Consider the following 21010-nt stretch of genomic DNA (forward strand, 5'->3'; position numbering starts at 1 on the left):
GCTTGTTGCTGCCTATTCATGCAGCCCATGCGGCAAATAGCGATATTATGCTGACGCGCGGCGGTAATGGCGAAAGTTGGTCGTTACCGCTGCAAACGCTGGTATTGCTTACCTCTCTGACCTTTTTGCCTGCGGCACTGCTAATGATGACGGGGTTTACCCGAATTATTATCGTGCTTGGCCTGCTGCGCAACGCGCTGGGGACGCCTTCTACGCCGCCAAACCAGGTGCTATTAGGCCTGGCGTTATTTCTGACGTTTTATGTTATGTCCCCGGTGTTTAACCAAATTTATGATCAGGCTTGGCAGCCGCTCTCTCAGGATAAAATTTCGATGGAAAATGCACTGGATAAAGCGGTGCAACCGATGCGTACTTTTATGCTGGCGCAAACTCGCGAGACAGATTTAGCGTTGTATACGCGGATGGCGAAAGAGGACAATTTTGCGTCGAGAGATGATGTGCCAATGCGCATTTTACTGCCTGCGTTTGTGACCAGTGAGATAAAAACCGGTTTCCAGATTGGTTTTACGGTCTTTATTCCGTTTTTGATTATCGACCTGGTTATTGCCAGCGTATTGATGGCGCTGGGGATGATGATGGTACCACCGGCGACAATTTCTCTGCCATTTAAGCTGATGCTATTTGTTCTGGTTGATGGCTGGCAGTTAATTATGGGCTCATTAGCTCAAAGTTTCTTTAGCTAAGCGGAATACATAATGACACCAGAAAGTGTAATGGCGATGGGTTTTCAGGCGATTAAAATTGGCCTGATGATGGCCGCACCTTTGTTGCTGGCGGCGCTGTTCACCGGGTTGCTGATAAGCATTCTGCAGGCATCAACACAGCTCAATGAAATGACGCTGTCATTTATACCGAAAGTGCTGTCGATAGTGGTGGTGGTGATTACCATTGGCCCCTGGATGCTTAATTTAATCCTCGATTATATGAGAACATTATTCACTAACTTACCGAATGTTATCGGATAGTCATGCTGAGCTTATCGATTGTCAGTCTTTATGAACAGATTGGACACTATTTTTGGCCTACACTACGAATTCTGGCACTGTTTAGTACTGCGCCGATATTCAGTGAGAAGAATATAGGAAAAAAAGTAAAAATAGGTCTTTCACTCTTTATTGCATTTTTAATTGGCCAGAACCTACCCAGCGTAAATGTGGAAATCTTTTCCTATGATGGGATATGGCTGTGCGCCCGGCAAATCATCATCGGTAGTGCCATGGGGCTTACTCTACAGCTCATTTTTGTGGCAGTGCGTACCGCAGGCGAAGTGATTGGTTTACAGATGGGGCTATCTTTTGCGACATTCTTTGATCCCAGTGGCGGCGAGAATATGCCGGTAATCGCTCGCATTTTGAATTTGTTAGTCACCTTATTGTTCCTGACATTCAATGGGCATCTGTGGTTGCTTGAAACCCTGATGAATAGTTTTACGGTCTTACCTATTAATACGCTGCCGTTTCAGGCGAATGGTTTCTGGTCTATCCTGCAAAATGCCAACATTATTTTCTACTGCGGTCTGATGCTTGGTTTACCTATTGTGACTTTGCTATTAGCGATTAACTTTACCCTGGGACTGCTGAATCGTCTGACACCGCAACTGTCTATTTTTGTTATCGGCTTCCCTCTTACGTTAACCGTCGGAATGTTCGCGTTGTCACTTATCATGTATACGCTGGCCCCCTTCTTTGAACGAATGATGAGAACAAGTTTTGAAAATTTATCATACATCTTGATGCAGCTATAGGGTCAGGAGTAATCGATACTAATATTAGGCGTTATAATTGTCGGCTATTGGAGGAATTGACTTGGTGGAAAAGGTTTGTTTTTAACTATGCTAAACTAGATAATATTATCAACACTACTTCGCTTGTTATTTCATAACGGGCACAACAATCTGTCTGCTATTTTATCAGATGGCGGATGGCCACATTTGAATGTTCAGATTATAGAGAGCATAATGAAAACGTTTAATATATCAACACTGATTAAGGTGATTCTAGCAGTTCTTTGTTGTTCGATAATTATAATTTTCGCCTATTCTGTTGTCTCAATGCGCGCCGCAAGTAATGCCTTTGATGAATCAGCGAAAGTCACTGTCAACGTGCGTGAACTGTCCACGCTATCCGAGACTTTAGGGCAAATACGTGGGCAAATTAACTATTTAGCTAATAACTCCACCGCTACTCATGCAATAATTGATGAAAGTGTTAATGTCTTAGAGGACGCGTTGGCTGAAGCTAAAGAGTCTCTCGGTCACTTTCGTGACTATCCCGATGCCAATCCACAGGGACGTGAACTTGCCGCTGTCATAGAGCAGAAATTTAATGCGCTATATGACACATATAATGGCAATATTAAATCTCTGCGCTCCTATATTGTTACCGGATTCGATAATGAAGCATATGAATCCGCAGTACAAAAGGCTATTAACGCTTACACCGTTTACAGTAGTAATCTGGACAAGACCCTGGGGGACGGTTTTACTAGTAAACAGAATGTCTACTTTGTCATATCCACCATTCTCCTGCTTATTGCCGTTGCCATTTCTTTCGCATCTTACCTCATAATTAAACGAAGCGTATTTGACCGCCTGGAATATACTTCCGATGCGCTGCATAAAATTGGGAACGGTGAGCTTTATCATGAGATTGATATCGGCGCGCGTAATGAAATTGGCCTGATGCTTGAGTCCTTGAAAGAAATGCAGCAGTCGTTGTTGCAGATGATTCGCTCGGTCAGAACGACCTCTGAAGAGATCAAACTGAACGCTTCTGAAATCGATTCCGCTAACATTAACCTTGCTTCGCGCACAGAAGAGCAGGCCAGTGCTCTGCAACAAACGGCTGCCAGCATGGAAGAAATTAAAACGACGGTTTCTAACAACACGGAAAACGCTCGTCAGGCGAACGATCTTGCCTATAAAGCCAGATCAACGGCGGAAAGCGGATCTAGCGTTATGGGTGATGTGGTCATCACAATGGATAAGATCTCTCAGAGTGCGAGAAAAATATCCGAGATCAACAGCGTTATCGACGGTATTGCTAACCAAACGAATATCCTGGCATTAAACGCAGCGGTTGAAGCCGCAAGAGCGGGTGAGCAGGGGCGTGGTTTCTCCGTGGTGGCGACCGAAGTGCGTAACCTGGCAAAACGTAGTGCTGATGCGGCGAAAGAAATTAGCGTGCTGATTAATCAGTCGGTTGAAAACGTGGACGATGGCGCCAAGCTGATTGAAAACGCCGGTAGCACCATGCAAGAGATTGTGGCGTCGGTGACTCAGGTTAGTGACATTATGCAGGAAATTACCCAGGCCTCTGAGGAGCAGAGCAGCGGCGTAGGCCAGATTTCTACGGCTGTTAACGAGATGGATTATGCCACTCAGCAGAATGCTACGATGGTCGAAGAATCTTCAACCATCGCGCGTAATATGAATGATAATGCGAAAGGGCTTTACGATATTGTCTCTGTGTTCCGTCTGCATTCCGGCGATGTTTCTCGTAACGATATTGCGCCGCGAGAGCTGAATTTAAGCCGTAAATCAATGTCGGGTAAAGTGGATAAAGATCATGGCCATAAGAAAGACTCCGCAGATGCTGAGGGTGCCTGGAGTGAGTTTTAAGTTGTGATCTAACGGTTTTGGCAAGATTCCATTGTTGTCAGATAAAATAAAAGGCCAGTTCTGGAAACAGACTGGCCTTTTTGTTGTTTAGCGTTATTGGGTTAATGACATCATGATATGGCGAGAGTTAACCCGCCATACCTCTCGACATTATTGATGGTCTACGCCGGTGAGAAGCTCTTCATCCGGCATCGATAGCGCCTGTACGCGGGTATATAAGGCCACGATCCAGTCGCCAATATAGGGGAAATTACTGTAGGTTGGCTCATCGGCAAGACGGCTCAGCGAAGTGAGCTGGTCTTTCTCTGGATCGCGGGAAAAGATGACCAGACCTTGTTGCACCCGGCTGTTGGGCCTTAGCTCCTGTGGCACGTCTTTATATCCCAACCAACTGACAAATTCGTTTAGCTCCGAGCACACGCAGGAGATGCTGGCCTCCGCATTATGCTGATAAGGCGCAAGCGCCGCTTTTAGGCGCTCCTGTAGATCGAGTTGGTTTGCGAATTCAATGAGCCACTGACAAATCTTTTGCCGACAGCTTCTTTCCGGTTCGTGGTTGACCGTAATGAGTGCACAGCGCTCAAGGTGATCAATCCAGCACTGATAGGCCTTTAGCGCAAAATGCACTTCGTTTTCCTCTGCGGATGGCTGAGGTGACTCATTGAACAGATTTAGCCTAAAACGAGCGCGCTCATTTTCCTCCAGCTGAGATTGCTGATGCTGCTGCCAGCACTGGCGTAAGTCATCTGGTGCGATTAATAACGCATCGATTAACTCGCCGTGGCGGTTAGCGTGTTCCTGTAGTACATGGACGACATCATCAATATCAACACCTAACGGCGTCCCGGCGGAGGCCGAGAATGGGGCGGATTTCATTTGCTAAATATACTCCCGGTATCAATCCAGTACTGGCTGTGGGTCGCCGTGGTTAATGTCAGGCTGAGCCACTCTGTAGGTATCTTCTTGCCGCTTTGCATCCTGGCTCCAGAGATAGAGAACCCGATGTTATTACGATTTTGTTTTAGCTGGACATACACCACACCGTCGCCGGCAATTTCTTTCATTAGCTCAGGCGAGGTAATTCTCAACGTGTAGAGTGGGGTGGCAGGCCAGCGGGGATTCGCCAACTGTCGGAAACCAAGACGGATATCGCCCCGTAACGGGAAATGAGGAGTGACCGACCGATCGCCGTTACCTGAAGGCGTGAGCGAATGGTGATACCAGACGTTTTCGTCCGGCAGCCGGTTGTTGGCATCCATCGCCCCCAGATAGCGCAGCGTAGAACGTACCTGGATATCGGCCGATTTAAAATTGAACCCCGGTAAACGCAGCCCGCTCGCGAGGTGGAAAATCATCGCGCCGGTGGAGGCGGTGGATTTCATATTGCTGGTATTGCCGTGCTGATTGTGCGGGAAATTCGCCTCGATAGCGTAGCGGTGCATCCATACCATCCGGCTAACCGGTACGGGCTGATGACGGCGAATCAGCATCTGAACCCCGGGCAGACTGCCAGGACGACCAGAAACCAGCAGCACATCGCAGCAGTAATGTTCCACCGCTTCGCATAGCGCCATTAAAGGGGCAGAAACAGAGAACTGCTCTGTCAGCATGGCGCTATTGAGCGCGGAAAAATCGATGGTAATCGGGGTATCAAGAATATTGAAATTACGCACGCCGCCAGCATTGGCGCGCACTGCCCTGGTAATATAATCGAGAGTATTGGCCGCCGGAATTTCGCTGAGCAACTCACCAAAACGCGTCACCAGAACATGGTAATGGTCGTACGGCTCCTGTTTTTCCCACCGTTTCATAATGGCCAGCCCCAATGGGATAAACAGCTGTAGCGTCGCCTGTTGGCGCTGCGTATTACGGTCGTTAGAACCGCGCGCCTGGCCAAATAGCTGTCGCATCACGCCATCGGCATCATCAACGCCGCAGTGTTTCATATAAGCCTGTAACGCGGGCAGGACATATTGCTGAATAATATCCAGCAGAATATCGTCCCCTGCGCTTTTAAACCCTTCCAGAAACAGCAGTTGAGGGCTGATTTTTACGTTACTGCCAATGCCTTCGTCGAGGGTATATTGCGTAATCGCCAAATCCATTGTCCCCCCGCCGATATCAATGAGGGCAACTCGTAATGACTCTTTTGGCTGAGGGCTGTCTGCCACAACCCTTTCCGGGCGTCTTAACGAACGAAAGAACAGCGCGGCTTCTCCGGCATATTTCGTGTGTATTTCGTGGTAAAGCCAAACTAATTGCCCGCAGGAGGCTTCATCCCAGTCCATTGCGATAGTCGGCGCGGGGACAACACATTTGGCGGTATCGGCCTCGGTGGTGAAATCATCATCTCGCGGATGCCAGCCAAGCACTTTCCAGACCAGCGCAATCGCCTCCTGCATACGCTGATGAAAACGCTCGCGTTCCGGTGCGGGCATTGCGGAAGGGAGAGTCAGAATCAGTTGACGTAGCTGACGGGGCGCGTTACTGCGGCCCATTGCCTGACGAGAGGCAACGCTATTGATCTGCATTAATGCCTGGGCGAGCAGTTCGCTAAGCATCATGGTCATGAGCGAGCCAGGGCTGTAGTAAGGGGTAAATACGGGCAGCCTCTCGTGGAGCGGCAGCGGGTACAGCGGTTCACCGTTATCGTTTAGCAGACTCATCAGCGGTAATGAGATGGCGGGCGGTTCATCACTGTTGTTTTGTGTATGTTGGCTAAAGCGCCATTCCTGATTGGTTGGCGCGTTATCCCACAAATAGCGGCGTGGGCTGGATAGCCCGCTAGCCCCTTCGCTGCCGGTGCGCAGGAGGGCCATTTTATGCGCTTCCTCACCAATGCGAACCATCGACGGCCAGACAAAAGCGCGCTCGCGCCCACTTTCAGTCGAGAACGTCGGGTTGCCAAAACTGGCTTCATTAAACTCGACGCGGCTGCTGAACAGGGGGTTATTGACATAACACGGTTCGCTCAGTGAGCGAATTTGTAGCTCCATGCACTGATCCAGCCCACGATTATCTGGCCCATGATCTTCAATCAGAATACCGCAGGTATGGGTGCTGCCGACGTCCAGAATCAGGTCCACCGGGATCGCAGGCGACTGAATATTTTCGCCGCTGAGCGTAATCGTTGGGATGGTGAGCTGGGTACCGAGTAGCTCCAGGACATTCAGATAATGAGCCTGATACTCGAAGGTTTTAAGGGCATTGTTGATCTCTTTTTCGCTACGCGCTTCCTGCTCGGTGGCATAGTGAGTAAACGTTTCGCGAAGCCAGCCGTCAACCCAGGTCTGGTCAAGAAAATCAATCAGTTCCTCGTTGCGCCAGGCTAATCCGAAAGACGTAGCGTTGCGCACATCGTCGTGTGTTGGCATCAGTTTGGCCATTGTGCTGTCGCTCTCATGAATTTGAGTATCGAAAGCCAGGCTGATGCGTAACGTATTATTGGCGCGATCGGGGGTGTCCAACCGATGGATGTGAAAACGTACCCAGTTATCCGGCCCAGCACCGTAGCGGGTGGAGGTATTGAGGCGCAGAAAAGGCAACGGCAGCCATGTGTTATTCAGGACATCCAGTGAATGAGATAGCGTGAAGGTACTTTCCGGTCTGACGATTTCCGGTTGACCGCCCAACTCATCAGGCAGCGTAAATTTGCCGGGAATAATGTCGTAATCAAGTCTCAGCAGCGGCCCATTGGTTGACTGGCGAACAAAATGACCGCTATTTGCTGAATCATCGGTGAACGATAAACCAAAATCCAGGAACTGGATGCCGCTGTTATTGATAAGCGTGGCATCTTGTTTGTCGTTGGGAAGATTGATTAACATAAAATTACCCTTTTACCTTCCTGAAATTGAGTGGCATATCGGCTTTATCTGCGATGAGTCCGCTGCATTCAGCAGGGCCGCTGAGGCCCTGACGGCAGATAATTTCAGGGAGAGAAATTCGGGAACCGTCATTACATTTGGCTCGGCTCTGATATTTAATCGACAAATTGCCGGAAGGCATCAGACCCAGTTTGAGCGTCGCCGTGCATGTGTTTTTGTGATAAACGGCGGTGGCTTTGCCTTTATCGTTGTGGATGGCGTAGTTCAGGATGGGGAAATCCTCGGCTGCCGGAGCGTGCGCGGCAGGTTTTACGCGCCAGCTACCGTTAAGAAATCGGATGGAACCCGCTCTGACGGAGTTTTCAGGCAGTACCAGCATATCTTTCTCAACCGTCACGGCAACCGGCGTTACGGGGGCGGGAGGCTTGACAACCTGCGCGCGCTGAAGAGGAAGCGTTTCTACAAAGGGCGGAGTCACGGCGGCTTTTTTCACGACGGTTTTTTTAACGACCACCGGGGCATCTGGGGCATTTGGCACCAGAGCAGACTGTGTGGCGTTGAAAATGTACGGGCTGGCAACAATGGCGGCACAAACGAATGCCATCGCAAATAACATATAGCGCCGACGAGAACCCGATGCTGGAGCAACCTCGGGTTTTTCTGCCACTTCAACCGTGGTTTGCACTGGTTGAGGCTCCTCCTGCACAGGCGGCGGAGTTGGGATGTGGATAGGCTCCTCAGGTTGAGGGATTGGCTCTGGCGTTGGTTCTACCTGTACCTCTGGCTCTTGTTTTATCTCTTCTATTTCTATTACGGCGGCGGGCTGCTCAGTCCGTAATGTGGTGTGCAGTTGTTCCAGTATTTCCGCTTCGTGGATATCTTCCGGGCGCGTAAAACCCCAGAAAGTAATAACCGGCAGGTTATTAACCAGATAAATATGGTTAGGGCTGGGAAAATGCAGAATCTGCGACAGTAATGCCGTAAATAATTGTGCCGCTTTATTCGAAGATTCCTGGCTTTTTCGATTTAATATCGCCAGTTCTTTCTGGCAATTTTCCAGCTGGCGTAGCGCGCCTTGCTGTTGTTCTTCGCTTGCGGCAGACCATGATACGACCTCGCCATGTTCAGGTGCGTACCAGTCTATGCGCTTATTGGTGGTATTGACCTGAGGGATCGCCAGATGCCGAAGAATCGTTTGCTGCTGTCGTAAGCGTAAGGTTTCGATAATTTGTAGCGCTGAGTCAAATACTTTTCTTCCACTGTCACCCCGAGCAAGGTAATCATCGCGATACCCGCTACGCAATAATGGCTTTATCAATGTATCCATCCTGCTTTTAAATTTAGTTTAAACGCTATTTTACTGATTTTTAGTATCAATATGTGGCGGGTTATTTAGCGAATAGTTGACGTTTATGGCGGGGTATTGGGGTATGGCTATAAATAATTCTGGGGATGTAATGGTAAATTTAATGAAGTGTATTTATTGTTTTTATTTGGTATGAAGAATTATTAATAATACGAAGGGAATTTAAGGAGTTAGCTGCGTATTTAGCATTACTTCACTTCCCGCCACAGGTGTCTGATCGAGAACCGGCAAACATCATGTCGCGAAAGAGAAATACTCAGACTGGATGGTAAAGACAGGGCGGTGATATCTATGCTCAGAACGAGCGGAAATCTACCGAACCCAGAAAGCAAAAAACCAGCCCGTAGGCTGGTTTCTTTAAATTAGTGGTGCCCGGACTCGGAATCGAACCAAGGACACGGGGATTTTCAATCCCCTGCTCTACCGACTGAGCTATCCGGGCAACGGGGCGCATTAAACCGTAATCGCCTCGCTTCGTCAACGAAATTTATAAAATTTGCTGCGAGTTGAACAATCTATCACCACTTTGCCTGTTTTGCACGCCGCTCCAGGCGAAAATCACCGTGGTGTGGGGGGAACAGCATCGCCATGCCGCCAGATGGCCTGCATAAAACAGCCGCTTGTCATTGTATGTTCTACTATCTATCCATAAAAATTGCATGATTATGATTAATTGGCCGGTTTAAAGGCGATTGCCCCGTTTTTTATGCATTATGCATTCGTCTTGCACCCTCTGGCGAAAACTGCCATGATTGCGCGAATTTTCTCCTTTCTGATAGGGCAGCCTGCAATGACAACATTGCCATTACATCGCCAATGCCGCTTCGCCCGCTGGCGAAAGTCTGCCAATTCCTCCTCGCCCGCCATGCGGTGAAGGCAACGCCCGCTCACTGTAGGACAACAGTAAGATTAGACCGTGTCTGCTTTTACTGATGTCTGGCAATCGGAGCTGTAACCCTGTTGCACCCAGACGCTTTATGGGGTAAAGCCAGGCGCTTTGCCCAGGGCTTTTACTCTCCCTTTGCGGGTCGCTGCGCTTATGAAATCACTGAACATTGCTGCCAGTCGTGAACTGGTTTCTTGTCTTTCCAGCCATCGCCGTGTCGTGGCGCTGGACAGCACCGACTTTACCGATGTAGCGGCAGTTGTCATTACGGTGGCCGACAGCCATAGCGGCATTCTGGCGCTGCTTAAACGCACCGGTTTTAACCTGCCGGTGTTTGTGCTGGCAACGGACGACATTGACGTGCCGGAAGGCGTAGAGGCGGTGATTGGCGGCAAAGAGCAGGAGTGGCTGGAGCTGGAAGCCGCCGCCTGTAACTATGAAGAAACCCTGCTGCCGCCGTTTTTTAACACCCTCAGCCAGTATGTCGAGATGGGCCACAGCACCTTTGCGTGTCCCGGACATCAGCACGGCGCTTTCTTTAAAAAGCACCCAGCGGGCCGCCAGTTTTATGATTTCTTTGGCGAGAACGTTTTTCGCGCCGACATGTGTAATGCCGACGTCAAATTGGGCGATTTATTGATTCACGAAGGCTCTGCCAAACACGCCCAGAAATTTGCCGCAAAGGTGTTCAACGCCGATAAAACCTATTTTGTGCTCAACGGCACTTCGGCGGCGAACAAAGTCGTTACCAATGCGCTGCTGACGCGCGGCGACCTGGTATTGTTCGACCGTAATAACCATAAATCGAACCATCACGGTGCGCTGATTCAGGCAGGGGCGACGCCGGTGTATCTGGAGGCGGCGCGCAACCCATTTGGCTTTATCGGCGGCATTGATGAGCACTGTTTTGATGAGCGCTACCTGCGCGATGCGATTCGCGAGGTCGCGCCACAGAAAGCCGATGCAGCGCGCCCGTTCCGTCTGGCGGTGATCCAGCTTGGGACTTATGACGGCACGATTTATAACGCACGCCAGGTGGTGGATAAAATCGGCCATCTGTGTGACTACATCCTGTTTGACTCGGCGTGGGTAGGCTATGAACAGTTTATCGACATGATGGCCGACACTTCGCCGCTGCTGCTACATCTTAACGAAAACGATCCGGGCATTTTTGTCACTCAGTCGGTTCACAAACAGCAGGCCGGATTCTCGCAGACTTCGCAGATCCACAAAAAAGATAACCATATTCGCGGCCAGGCGCGTTTTTGCCCGCACAAACGGCTGAATAATGCGTTTATGCTGCACGCCTCTACCAGCCCGTTTTACCCGCTATTTGCCGCGCTGGATATCAACGCCAAAATCCACGAAGGGGAGAGCGGGCGTCGCCTGTGGGCTGAATGCGTCGAGCTGGGAATCGAAGCGCGTAAGGCGATTCTGGCGAACTGCCATATGATCCAACCGTTTATTCCGCCGATCGTCGATGGTCGCCCGTGGCAGGCTCATGCCAGCAAAACCATCGCCAGCGAGCGCCGCTTCTTTAGCTTTGAACCGGGCGCGCGTTGGCACGGCTTTGACGGCTACGCTCAGGATCAATATTTTGTCGATCCGTGCAAATTACTGCTGACGACGCCTGGGATCGATGCCGAAACCGGAAAGTACAGCGAGTTTGGTATTCCGGCGACGATTCTGGCGCATTATCTACGTGAGAACGGGATCGTGCCGGAAAAATGCGATCTCAACTCGATCCTGTTTTTGCTCACTCCGGCAGAGAATGCGCAAAAAATGGCGCAACTGGTGGCGATGCTGGCGCAGTTTGAGCAGCACATTGAGGACGACACGCCGCTCGCCGATGTGCTGCCGACGGTGTACCAAAAATATCCGGTGCGCTACCGTGATTACACCTTGCGCGAGCTATGCCAGGAAATGCACGACCTGTACGTCAGTTTTGCCGTCAAAGACCTGCAAAAAGCGATGTTCCGTAAAGAGAGCCTGCCGCCGGTGGTGATGAACCCGCAAGACGCCAACCGCGAATTTATCCGTGGCAACGTGGAGCTGGTGCGCATTAGCGAAGCCGAAGGGCGAATTGCCGCAGAAGGTGCGTTGCCGTACCCGCCGGGCGTGCTGTGCGTTGTTCCGGGTGAAGTGTGGGGCGGCGCGGTGCTGCGCTATTTCCTCGCGCTGGAAGAGGGCGTTAATCTGTTACCGGGCTTCTCACCGGAATTACAGGGCGTGTACAGCGAAACTGATGCCGATGGCATCGCGCGTTTATTTGGCTATGTGTTGAAATAATCGGTAATGCTGAGGGCGCTAGCCTACCCGTTGAATGGGTAGGCGAGGTAAGCGTTAACGCCATCCGGCTTCAAATGAAGCCGGATGGGATCGATCAGTGTGCAACAGCTTGTGCGGTGTTTTCGCTACGCACATGTTTATACTTAAACAGCGCCACGAAAGCGACCGCCAGCAGCAGTGAGTAGGCGGCGAAAATCAGCCACACATTCTGCCAGTTGGTAATGCCGTCAACGGTGTACATCTCAACCACTTTCCCGCTCGCCATCCCGCCAAGAATGCAGCCGAAACCGTTAGTCATCATCAGGAACATGCCCTGCGCGCTGGCACGAATCGCCGGGTTAACTTCTTTTTCCACAAACACCGAACCGGAGATGTTAAAGAAGTCGAAGGCGCAGCCGTAGACAATCATCGACAGCACCAGCAGTACGGTGCCAAACGGCGTTGGGTCGCCATAGGCAAACAGACCAAAGCGCAGCATCCAGGCGAAGATACTAATCAGCATCACATTTTTGATGCCATAGCGGCTTAAGAAGAACGGAATCGTCAGGATGAATAGCGTTTCAGAGATTTGTGAAATCGACATCATCACCGAGGCGTGTTGCACAATAAAGCTGGTGGCAAACAGCGGGTCTTTATCGAAGCTGTGCAGGAAGGTGTTGCCGAACATATTGGTAATTTGCAGTTCTGCGCCGAGCATCATCGAGAAGATAAAGAAGATAGCCATGCGTTTGTTTTTAAACAGCGCGAACGCATCCAGCCCCAGCATACTGCTCCAGCTCTGCTTTTGCTGCTGGTTAGACACCGGAATATGCGGCAGCGTCAGGGTGAACAGCACCAGCACGATAGACAGCGCGGCGCCAATATAGAGCTGCATATGGCTCAGTTCGAAGCCGGAGAAACTCACGGCCCACATCGCCAGAATAAAGCCGATAGTGCCCCAAATACGAATCGGTGGGAAATCGGTCACGATGTCCATTCCCGCCGATTTTATGCGGTAGTAGGAGATGGTGTTAATCAGCCCAAGCGTTGGCATATAGGCCAGCGAGTTCAGAAGAATCACCATAAACATCGCCCCTGGCGTGCTGACCTGGGCGGCCATAAATAGCGTCCCCGCGCCGACCAGATGGCAGAAGGCGTAAACCCATTTAGCGCTGATCCATTTATCCGCCACGATACCGAGCAACGTCGGCATAAAGACCGCTGCGATGCCTAATGAGCTATAAACTGCGCCAATGGATGCCCCGTCAAATTTGAGGGTAACAAACATATACGAGCCTAGCGTTGTCAGCCAGCTCCCCCACAAACAGAACTGCAGAAAAGAGAGTATTTTCAGTTGCAGTTTAAGGTTCATGTTAATTTCCTCACAAAAATGACGGATTGGTGTTTTTATCGGAACATTTTTGGCTCCAATTTGAGGCGATTCTATCAGCCGTAGTGATGGGTTTTTGTTAACTGCGACATAAATCTGCAATCATTATGTAATTGCAATCGCAAAGGGTGATACGTGTAACGTTTTTATCAAAAGCGGGGAAGCCGCCCCTCAGAAGAAGGGCGGCGAAATGTGAAATTATTTACGACGGTAGCTTTTTTGCGCGGTGTTAACTTTATACAGATAACGACGAGATTCCGCCGATGGATGGCGAGTGGTCAGCGCGGTATAAACATCACCCGGAGCCATGCTATTGATGATATTGGCGGCCTGAACTTTGTCGTTGGAGAACACGCGCAGCACGCTACCCGCGCCACCGTTATAGGCGGTAATCACCGCATAACGACGCGACGTTGGGTTGTCGATGCCCCCCAGATACACGTTGCTCAGCATCGCCAGATAAGCCGTGCCGGTATCAATGTTATTGGCGGGGTCGAACAGGAAGCTGCGGCTCGGTGTACCGGATTTACCCTGCGAGCGGAACACATCTTTTCCGGCGCTGTGCTGCACCACCTGCATCAGCCCCAGTGCGTCGGAACGGCTAACTGCATACGGGTTAAAGGACGATTCGGTTTGCATAATCGCCAGAATCAGCGACTCGTCAACGCCATATTTCCGCGAGGCCTGGCGCACCATGCCCAGGTATTTATGCGCACGTTTATCAAGGTGGTTCGGCACCAGATTAATGGTCACGCTGTAAATCACGTGGATACCGCTGCTGCGTTTTTTCATCCGCGTTTGCAGCAGGTAGTCGGCAAAGCGCGCGGCGCGCCACTGCCAGCGAATGGCTTCACCGTGGTTATCGACCACCTGGCCGTACAGGAACGGCTCTTTGGAAATCTGGATATCATCGACGTCGGAATAGAGGTCAACCGAGCCGGGATCGTCACCCATTAATAGCGTGGTGATGATGGCCTGGCGCAGGCGTGGGGCGGGGTCAGTACCAGCGATGGTTTCAACGGTGATAGTACCGTCGTCGAAGTTAATGTGGCTGCGGGTTTGATAGCCGTCGGTGTACTTAACGTAATCCTTCGGGCCGGCAATCAGCACTTCGTTAAAGCCCCAGATATTTTCGATGTTATGGGCAAATTGCCCCATCAAAATATCAAAACCGTTGGTGTCTTTTTCCCAGGCTTCGTTATAGGCAACGCCTTTTTTGTTCGAGCCAGAGCAGGAGACAAGCAAGGGCGCAATCAGCGCCAGAGCAAATAATTTTTTCATCATTCCGGGAGCGCGTGTTGTTTTGTTGTCTTAAAGGGCCGCGAAGCCCTTACTGTTTTTCAGGCGGAGTGTAGCCTTCAATGTGCACATCTTTGCCTTCAAACAGGAAATTGACCATTTCCTCTTCCAGAAGTTTGCGGTGTTCTGGGTTCATCATATTGAGTTTCTTTTCATTGATGAGCATGGTCTGCTTGTGCTGCCACTGCTTCCAGGCCTCTTTTGAGATCTCGTTATAAATGCGTTTACCCAGTTCACCGGGATAAAGCTGGAAATCCTGCCCTTCGGCGTCTTGTTGCAGGAAAGTACAAAAAATCGTTCTGCTCATAATCAATCCTCTTATTTCGCCGCTCGTTAAACGAGTGAATCGGCGCGTAACTGCTGCAACAGGCGCTCAACCGGTGCGGCCAACCCCACGGAGGGCGGCTGGGCTAAGTTATACCAGAGAGCGCTGCCTTCATCCATGCATGACGTGAATGAGGACACAGTAAGCCACATTGGCACAATGTCCAGATGGAAATGGCTGAAAGTGTGGCGAAACGCGGTAAGTTGGCTCAGCGTATCAGCAGGGATTTGGCGCGCCGCCAGCCACTCACGCAGCTCCTGTTCCGTGCTGAACTGCGGGAAACAGTATAGACCGCCCCACAGGCCGCTTGGCGGACGCTGCTGTAAAAACACCTCGCGGTCATGCTGCATCAGCAGAAAATAACCGGTACGTTCTGGGATAGTCTGCTTCGGCTTTTTACCCGGATACTGCGCCCAACTGCCGTCGGCGGTGGCCAGACAGCCATTTTCCAGCGGGCACAGCGAGCACTTAGGTTTAGAGCGGGTGCAGACCATCGCGCCTAAATCCATCATCGCCTGGTTAAAGCGCGAAACGCCGAGGGCGGGCGTGACTTGCTCGCTCAATTCCCACAGCCGTTTTTCGACCTCTTTTTTCCCCGGCCAACCGCCTACCGCGTAGCAACGCGCCAGCACACGCTTCACGTTACCGTCGAGGATCGGAAAATGCTTGCCGAGCGATAATGACAAAATCGCGCCTGCGGTCGAGCGGCCCACGCCGGGCATCGCCGCCACTTCTTCGAAGGTTTCCGGGAAACGCCCGTGATGCAGTGTGGCTACCTGTTGCGCTGCTTTGTGCAGGTTACGCGCACGGGCGTAGTAACCGAGGCCCGTCCACAGATGTAGCACGTCATCAAGCGGGGCGTTGGCTAAATCGGTCACCGTCGGAAAGCGTGACATAAACCGCTCAAAATAAGGGATAACTGTGGCAACCTGCGTTTGTTGCAACATCACCTCAGACAGCCATACTTTGTAAGGCGTCTTTTCAATTTGCCAGGGCAGTGTTTTGCGCCCGTATTTGTCGTACCACTCCAGCACCTGGGCTGAAAATTGAGAGGCTTGCATGGTCAAGGCAGGGATTCCGCTATCGTGCTATTTGGGGCACAAATTGCAGCACAGCGACACTATGCTGTAAACAGGAACTTTCCGGTGCTTGCATCCGGCAACTAACTTTGGATAATGCCCGTTTCCCGAACACTCTCACAAGCAGACTTAATTTTTATGAAAAACGACGTCATTTCACCGGAATTTGATGAAAACGGCCGCCCGCTGCGCCGCATTCGTAGCTTTGTTCGTCGCCAGGGGCGGCTGACTAAAGGGCAGGAACACGCGCTGGAAAACTACTGGCCGGTGATGGGCGTTGAGTTCAGCGAAGAACCTGTCGATTTTGGCGACCTGTTTGGTCGCGACGCACCGGTTACGCTGGAAATCGGTTTTGGGATGGGCGCTTCGCTGGTGGCGATGGCAAAAGCCCGTCCGGAGCAAAACTTCCTCGGCATTGAAGTGCACTCACCGGGCGTCGGCGCGTGCCTGGCATCGGCGCATGAAGAGGGCGTCGATAACCTGCGCGTGATGTGCCACGATGCGGTAGAAGTGCTGCACAAGATGATCCCCGACAACTCCCTGAACATGGTGCAGCTCTTTTTCCCTGACCCGTGGCACAAAGCGCGTCATAATAAACGCCGTATCGTTCAGGTACCGTTTGCCGAGCTGGTGAAAAGCAAGCTGAAGCTGGGCGGCGTGTTCCACATGGCAACCGACTGGGAAGCCTATGCCGAACACATGCTGGAAGTGATGTCTTCCATTGACGGGTATCAGAACCTGTCTGAGAGTAAAGATTACGTACCGCGCCCAGAATCGCGCCCGGTAACCAAATTTGAACAGCGTGGTCATCGTCTTGGCCACGGCGTATGGGACTTAATGTTCGAGAGGGTGAAATAAATGGCAAAGAATCGTAGCCGTCGTTTGCGTAAAAAAATGCACATCGATGAGTTTCAGGAAATCGGCTTCTCCGTTGCGTGGCGTTTCCCTGAAGGTACTAGTGCAGAGCAGGTAGATAGCCTGGTCGATCAGTTTATCGACGAAGTGATCGAGCCGAACAAACTGGCCTTCGACGGCAGTGGCTATCTGGCATGGGAAGGGCTGATTTGCACCCAGGAAATTGGTAAGTGCACTGAGGAACATCAGGCTCTGGTACGTAAATGGCTTGAAGACCGCAAATTCGAAGAAGTCCGCACCAGCGAACTTTTCGACGTTTGGTGGGACTAATTAAGCATCCGGGGCCAGCATTTGCTGGCCCGATTTGTCTTGAGGGAAAGTTATGATGCGTAAAACGCTGCTGGCGGCAGCTCTCACATTCACGGCGATGGCCGCCCATGCAGATTACCAGTGCAGCGTTACGCCGCGCGATGACGTGGTACTTAACCCGCAAACCGTGCAGGTGAAAGGCGAAAACGGCAATCTCATTATCACCCCCAATGGCGATGTCACTTTTAACGGTAAAGCCTACACGCTCACCGCCGCGCAGCGCGAGCAGGCTAAAGATTACCAGGCTGAACTGCGTAGCGCGTTGCCGTGGATTGACCAGGGCGCACTGAGCCGCGTCGAGAAAGGCCGCGTCGCGTTAGATAAAATCATTGCCAAAGAGGTGGGTGAAAACAGCAATATGCGCGGTCGCCTGACCAAGCTTGATGCCCAGCTCAAAACGCAGATGAACCGCATTATTGAGCATCGTAGCGATGGCCTGACTTTCCACTATAAAGCTATCGACCAGGTTCGCGCCGACGGCCAGCAGTTGGTCAACCAGGCGATGGGCGGCATTCTCCAGGACAGCATTAATGAAATGGGGGCGAAAGCGGTGCTGAAAGGCGGCGGCAACCCATTGCAGGGTGTGCTGGGCAGTTTGGGTGGCCTGCAAACGGCTATCCAGAACGAGTGGAAAAACCAGGAGGCTGATTTCCAGGCCTTTGGGAAAGATGTCTGTAACCGCGTAGTGTCGCTGGAAGACAGCCGCAAAGCGCTGGTCAGCACACTGAAATAATTTGTTTTGCCCGGTCGCTATTTCGCTACCGGGCTCGCTTTCTGTAAGAATTCAGATTCTGTTTAGCCGGGTTTACGCACGTTGTTCCGTATGATGGTTTTTTACTCATTAAACGGAATTGATTGATGAAACTCGCCGCACTCCTCCTTTTATGCTGCTCGCTGCCAGCCCTTGCCGATAGTAATACGCCCACTGATGAGGTCATAAAACAACAGTTTGCTGAGCAATCTGACGGCATTCTACGACTCAATAATCTCTCCTTACGCCAGCTTAGCTCCGTTGGTAATCAGGCGACGTATTCGATAGAAGGTGACGTAGCCTCGACGGATAACCTCTATTCGATGGTCGGAATGGCGGCTGATTACCTGTTCTATGAGCGAACCTGGTTTAAAGGGCAGCCGGTAAAATTCTCCGCCATGATGACCGCCGTGGGAACGCAGGGTTCTGGCTGGCGAACGGAGTTTTTCTCCATGCAGATGGCGGCGAAAAATACCGGGCGTCCCTTTAGCGAGCGGGAAGATTTGAGCAAAATTTTGGTTATCAACGACAGCCGTTTTATGTCTCAATTCGCGGCGTTGGATAAACGCTTTGCTGAAGGCGCCGCCACGCTACAAAAGCAGCAAGCGCAGCAAGAAACGCTGGAGAAAGAGCTGGCGAAGCTTGATAAGCAGCTTAATGGCGCCTGGAGTACCGATGCCAACGGCAAGCCGAGCGATCGCAGCACGGTGCAGCAAGAGATGCTGGAAAAAATGTACGCCGTTGACCGGCAAAATGACCCGCTGAAATTTGAAAATCACTACAACCAAACCGTCTATGAGCCAGCGCTTGCGGAGTGCCAGAAAAAACCAGACTGTGATTCCGCGCGGCTGCGCACTGCACGAGATGCGGCGCTGGCAAAACAGAAGGATGACTATTATCGCCAGCACAAAATGATGAGCGACAACATCAAACAGGCGATGGAGAAGGGGGATAAAAATAATGAGCCGCTGCGTAAAAAGCAGGGCGAGTTGCGAAGCCAACTGGTGGCGCTGGATAACAGCAGCAGCGAGCTGGCACGGGAAAGTAAGCGTTGGAGAGAGGGCGTTGACGACATGCGCCGCAAGGGCATTATTCACTAAACCCCATATACAGGGGAGGCGCGCCTCCCCTGTGATAGCTTTACATCAGCCCCAATAATTGCGGGACAAACAGTGAGATTTGCGGAATATAGGCAATCATCATCAGCGCCACCAGCAGTGCCGCATAGAACGGCAGCAGCGGCTTAATTAACTGCTGGATCTTCACCCCGGAAATTGAGCAGCCCACAAACAGCGCGCTCCCGACCGGCGGCGTCAGCAAACCAATGCACAGGTTTGCGACCATCATGATACCGAAATGCACTGGATTCATGCCCAGCTCCTCTGCGATAGGCAGGAAGATAGGGGTGAAGATCAGCACCGCCGGTGTCATATCCATAAAGATCCCGACAATCAACAGCACGATATTGATAAGCAGCAGGATAACCATTGGGTTTTCTGAGATGCCCATCAGCGTGTCGCTTATCATGTAAGGGATATCGGCATTGGTCATGGCCCACGACATGCCGACGGAAAAACCGATGAGCAGCAGGACGATAGACGTAGTCACCACTGATTCCAGAATCAGTTTGGGCAAGTCACGCCACTTCACTTCGCGATAGATAATGACCGACAGAATAAAGGTATATACCACCGCAATGGCGGAAGCCTCCGTCGCGGTGAAAATCCCGCCCAGAATACCGCCCATCACGATAATCACCAGCAGCAGGCTTGGCAGCGCATCTAAAAATGCCTTTGCCGCTTGCGCGCAGGTTGGGCGCTCAGACACCGGATAACCCCGGCGTTTGGCGATAATGGCGCATACCACCATAATCGACAGCCCCATCAGAATGCCGGGCAGGTAACCCGCCATGAACAGCGATGCTACCGAAACACCGCCCGCCGTGAGGGAAAAGACAATCAGCACGTTAGACGGCGGGATCAGCAGACCAGTAATGCACGACGAGACGTTAACCGCCGTGGAGAACGCCGGATCGTAGCCTTTCTTGGTCTGAATCGGATGCAGCGTGCCGCCAACGGCCGCCGCCGCTGCAACGGCGGAGCCAGAGATTGAACCAAACATCATGTTCGCGAGCACGTTAACGTGACCGAGTGAACCGGGTACGCGCCCGACCATCACCTGTGCCAGGTTTATCAGCCGTATCGCAATCCCGCCACTGTTCATCAGCGTACCGGCAAAGATAAAGAATGGGATCGCCAGCAGGGCGAAGTTGTCGAGGCCATTTGCCAGACGCTGGGAAACGGTGATAACGGCGATATCCCACGGGAAAATCAGCAGCATAGAAGCGACGGTGGCGATACCGATAGAAAACGAGATGGGCACGCCGATAAACACCAGCACAAAGAACGAACCAAAAAGCGTTAATGCAATATACCCTTCCATCAGCAAGCTCCCTCTGGCTGTTTCAGGCTGCGTAAGCCGTTGGTAATAAACCATAATGCGTAAAACATCATGATGACGCCGGTCAGCGGCAGGATCAGATAGACATAACCCATCGGGATTTGCATCGCGGCAGACACTTGCGAGGTGGCCAGCGTTTTAGCAATCAGCTTCAGGCCACCGGTCACAATCACTCCGCCGGCAAAGGCGAAAATCAGTAGATTAATCACCACGCTGAGTATCAGTTGTTTGCGCGGGTTAATTGACATTGCCAGCAGATCGATCGCCAGATGCCGCTGTACACCGACGGTATAAGCCGCACCCAGCAGACCGACCCAAATCATGAGAAAACGCGCTAATTCATCAGTCAGCGTGCTGGGCTGATTTAAAACATAACGGCTAAAGACTTGCCAGACGACGCAGATGACCAGCGCCACCATGACCGCAATGGAGAATGCGGCGATCGTGCGGTCCACCGCTTGTTTAATGCGGATAAAAATGATCATTGGGTATCAT

The 21010-nt window shown here is 51.4% G+C and carries 18 protein-coding genes and 1 tRNA gene; 9 read left to right on the plus strand and 10 right to left on the minus strand.

Annotation, left to right across the window (positions count from 1 at the left end; all coding sequences use genetic code 11):
• Nucleotides 1-47 precede the first annotated feature (47 nt).
• The 4 genes from fliP to AC6I4B_RS03995 all read left to right on the plus strand — a co-directional run bounded on the left by fliP (nt 48) and on the right by AC6I4B_RS03995 (nt 3640).
• The gene (gene fliP, locus AC6I4B_RS03980) at nt 48-704 is read left to right on the plus strand and encodes a flagellar type III secretion system pore protein FliP (RefSeq protein ID WP_497771929.1); all 657 of its coding nucleotides are present in this window, start codon (nt 48-50) and stop codon (nt 702-704) included.
• 12 nt (nt 705-716) lie between these two features.
• Nucleotides 717-986 (plus strand): flagellar biosynthesis protein FliQ, encoded by a 270-nt coding sequence (gene fliQ / locus AC6I4B_RS03985; RefSeq protein ID WP_497769780.1) that lies wholly within the window; start codon nt 717-719, stop codon nt 984-986.
• Nucleotides 987-988: 2 nt separating this feature from the next.
• Nucleotides 989-1765, plus strand: coding sequence for a flagellar biosynthetic protein FliR (fliR, locus tag AC6I4B_RS03990; protein ID WP_497769782.1), 777 nt, complete (start codon nt 989-991; stop codon nt 1763-1765).
• Between the two features lie 213 nt (nt 1766-1978).
• Nucleotides 1979-3640 carry a methyl-accepting chemotaxis protein gene (locus AC6I4B_RS03995; RefSeq protein ID WP_497769783.1) on the plus strand — a complete coding sequence of 554 codons (1662 nt, stop codon included), beginning with the start codon at nt 1979-1981 and terminating at the stop codon, nt 3638-3640.
• A 150-nt stretch (nt 3641-3790) separates the two neighbouring features.
• On the opposite strand, the gene AC6I4B_RS04000 is transcribed toward AC6I4B_RS03995, so the two are convergent.
• The 4 genes from AC6I4B_RS04000 to AC6I4B_RS04015 form a co-directional block, all read right to left on the minus strand.
• Nucleotides 3791-4516, minus strand: a complete 726-nt coding sequence (locus AC6I4B_RS04000; RefSeq protein WP_497769785.1) for a virulence factor SrfC family protein — start codon at nt 4514-4516, stop codon at nt 3791-3793.
• The gene (locus AC6I4B_RS04005; RefSeq protein WP_497769787.1) at nt 4513-7467 is read right to left on the minus strand and encodes a virulence factor SrfB; all 2955 of its coding nucleotides are present in this window, start codon (nt 7465-7467) and stop codon (nt 4513-4515) included. The genes AC6I4B_RS04000 and AC6I4B_RS04005 overlap by 4 nt, the downstream gene beginning before the upstream one ends.
• 4 nt (nt 7468-7471) lie before the next feature.
• Nucleotides 7472-8794: an SrfA family protein gene (locus tag AC6I4B_RS04010; protein WP_497769788.1), complete on the minus strand. Its 1323-nt coding sequence runs from the start codon at nt 8792-8794 to the stop codon at nt 7472-7474.
• A 405-nt stretch (nt 8795-9199) separates the two neighbouring features.
• Nucleotides 9200-9275: transfer RNA gene (locus AC6I4B_RS04015), tRNA-Phe, on the minus strand.
• A gap of 597 nt (nt 9276-9872) precedes the next feature.
• Here AC6I4B_RS04015 and AC6I4B_RS04020 point away from each other — a divergent pair.
• Nucleotides 9873-12008, plus strand: a complete 2136-nt coding sequence (locus AC6I4B_RS04020; RefSeq protein ID WP_497769790.1) for an ornithine decarboxylase — start codon at nt 9873-9875, stop codon at nt 12006-12008.
• Between the two features lie 94 nt (nt 12009-12102).
• On the opposite strand, the gene AC6I4B_RS04025 is transcribed toward AC6I4B_RS04020, so the two are convergent.
• The 4 genes from AC6I4B_RS04025 to mutY all read right to left on the minus strand — a co-directional run bounded on the left by AC6I4B_RS04025 (nt 12103) and on the right by mutY (nt 16062).
• Entirely contained in the window at nt 12103-13359 is a 1257-nt protein-coding gene (locus AC6I4B_RS04025) for a nucleoside permease (RefSeq protein WP_497769791.1), read from the minus strand.
• A 216-nt stretch (nt 13360-13575) separates the two neighbouring features.
• On the minus strand, nt 13576-14658 hold the full coding sequence (mltC, locus tag AC6I4B_RS04030; RefSeq protein WP_497771931.1) for a membrane-bound lytic murein transglycosylase MltC: 1083 nt from the start codon (nt 14656-14658) through the stop codon (nt 13576-13578).
• A gap of 49 nt (nt 14659-14707) precedes the next feature.
• Nucleotides 14708-14983 (minus strand): oxidative damage protection protein, encoded by a 276-nt coding sequence (locus AC6I4B_RS04035; protein ID WP_497769793.1) that lies wholly within the window; start codon nt 14981-14983, stop codon nt 14708-14710.
• Nucleotides 14984-15009: 26 nt separating this feature from the next.
• Entirely contained in the window at nt 15010-16062 is a 1053-nt protein-coding gene (mutY, locus tag AC6I4B_RS04040; protein ID WP_497769794.1) for an A/G-specific adenine glycosylase, read from the minus strand.
• A 156-nt stretch (nt 16063-16218) separates the two neighbouring features.
• On the opposite strand from mutY, the gene trmB reads away from it, so the two are divergent.
• From trmB to AC6I4B_RS04060, 4 genes are all read left to right on the plus strand, one after another.
• Nucleotides 16219-16938 carry a tRNA (guanosine(46)-N7)-methyltransferase TrmB gene (gene trmB, locus AC6I4B_RS04045; protein ID WP_497769796.1) on the plus strand — a complete coding sequence of 240 codons (720 nt, stop codon included), beginning with the start codon at nt 16219-16221 and terminating at the stop codon, nt 16936-16938.
• Nucleotides 16939-17265, plus strand: a complete 327-nt coding sequence (locus AC6I4B_RS04050; RefSeq protein WP_497769797.1) for a YggL family protein — start codon at nt 16939-16941, stop codon at nt 17263-17265.
• A gap of 52 nt (nt 17266-17317) precedes the next feature.
• A complete protein-coding gene (locus AC6I4B_RS04055; RefSeq protein WP_497769799.1) occupies nt 17318-18037 on the plus strand; it encodes a YggN family protein in 720 nt (239 codons plus the stop codon).
• 125 nt (nt 18038-18162) lie between these two features.
• Entirely contained in the window at nt 18163-19155 is a 993-nt protein-coding gene (locus AC6I4B_RS04060) for a DUF1202 family protein (protein ID WP_497769801.1), read from the plus strand.
• A 40-nt stretch (nt 19156-19195) separates the two neighbouring features.
• Here the strand turns inward: AC6I4B_RS04060 and AC6I4B_RS04065 are convergent, their stop codons facing one another.
• Both AC6I4B_RS04065 and AC6I4B_RS04070 read right to left on the minus strand, forming a co-directional pair.
• Complete coding sequence (locus AC6I4B_RS04065) at nt 19196-20497, minus strand: TRAP transporter large permease (protein ID WP_497769802.1); 1302 nt, start codon at nt 20495-20497, stop codon at nt 19196-19198.
• Nucleotides 20497-20997 carry a TRAP transporter small permease gene (locus tag AC6I4B_RS04070; protein ID WP_497771932.1) on the minus strand — a complete coding sequence of 167 codons (501 nt, stop codon included), beginning with the start codon at nt 20995-20997 and terminating at the stop codon, nt 20497-20499. The genes AC6I4B_RS04065 and AC6I4B_RS04070 overlap by 1 nt, the downstream gene beginning before the upstream one ends.
• Nucleotides 20998-21010: the final 13 nt, after the last annotated feature.

It is taken from the genome of Kluyvera fluvialis (assembly GCF_059725275.1).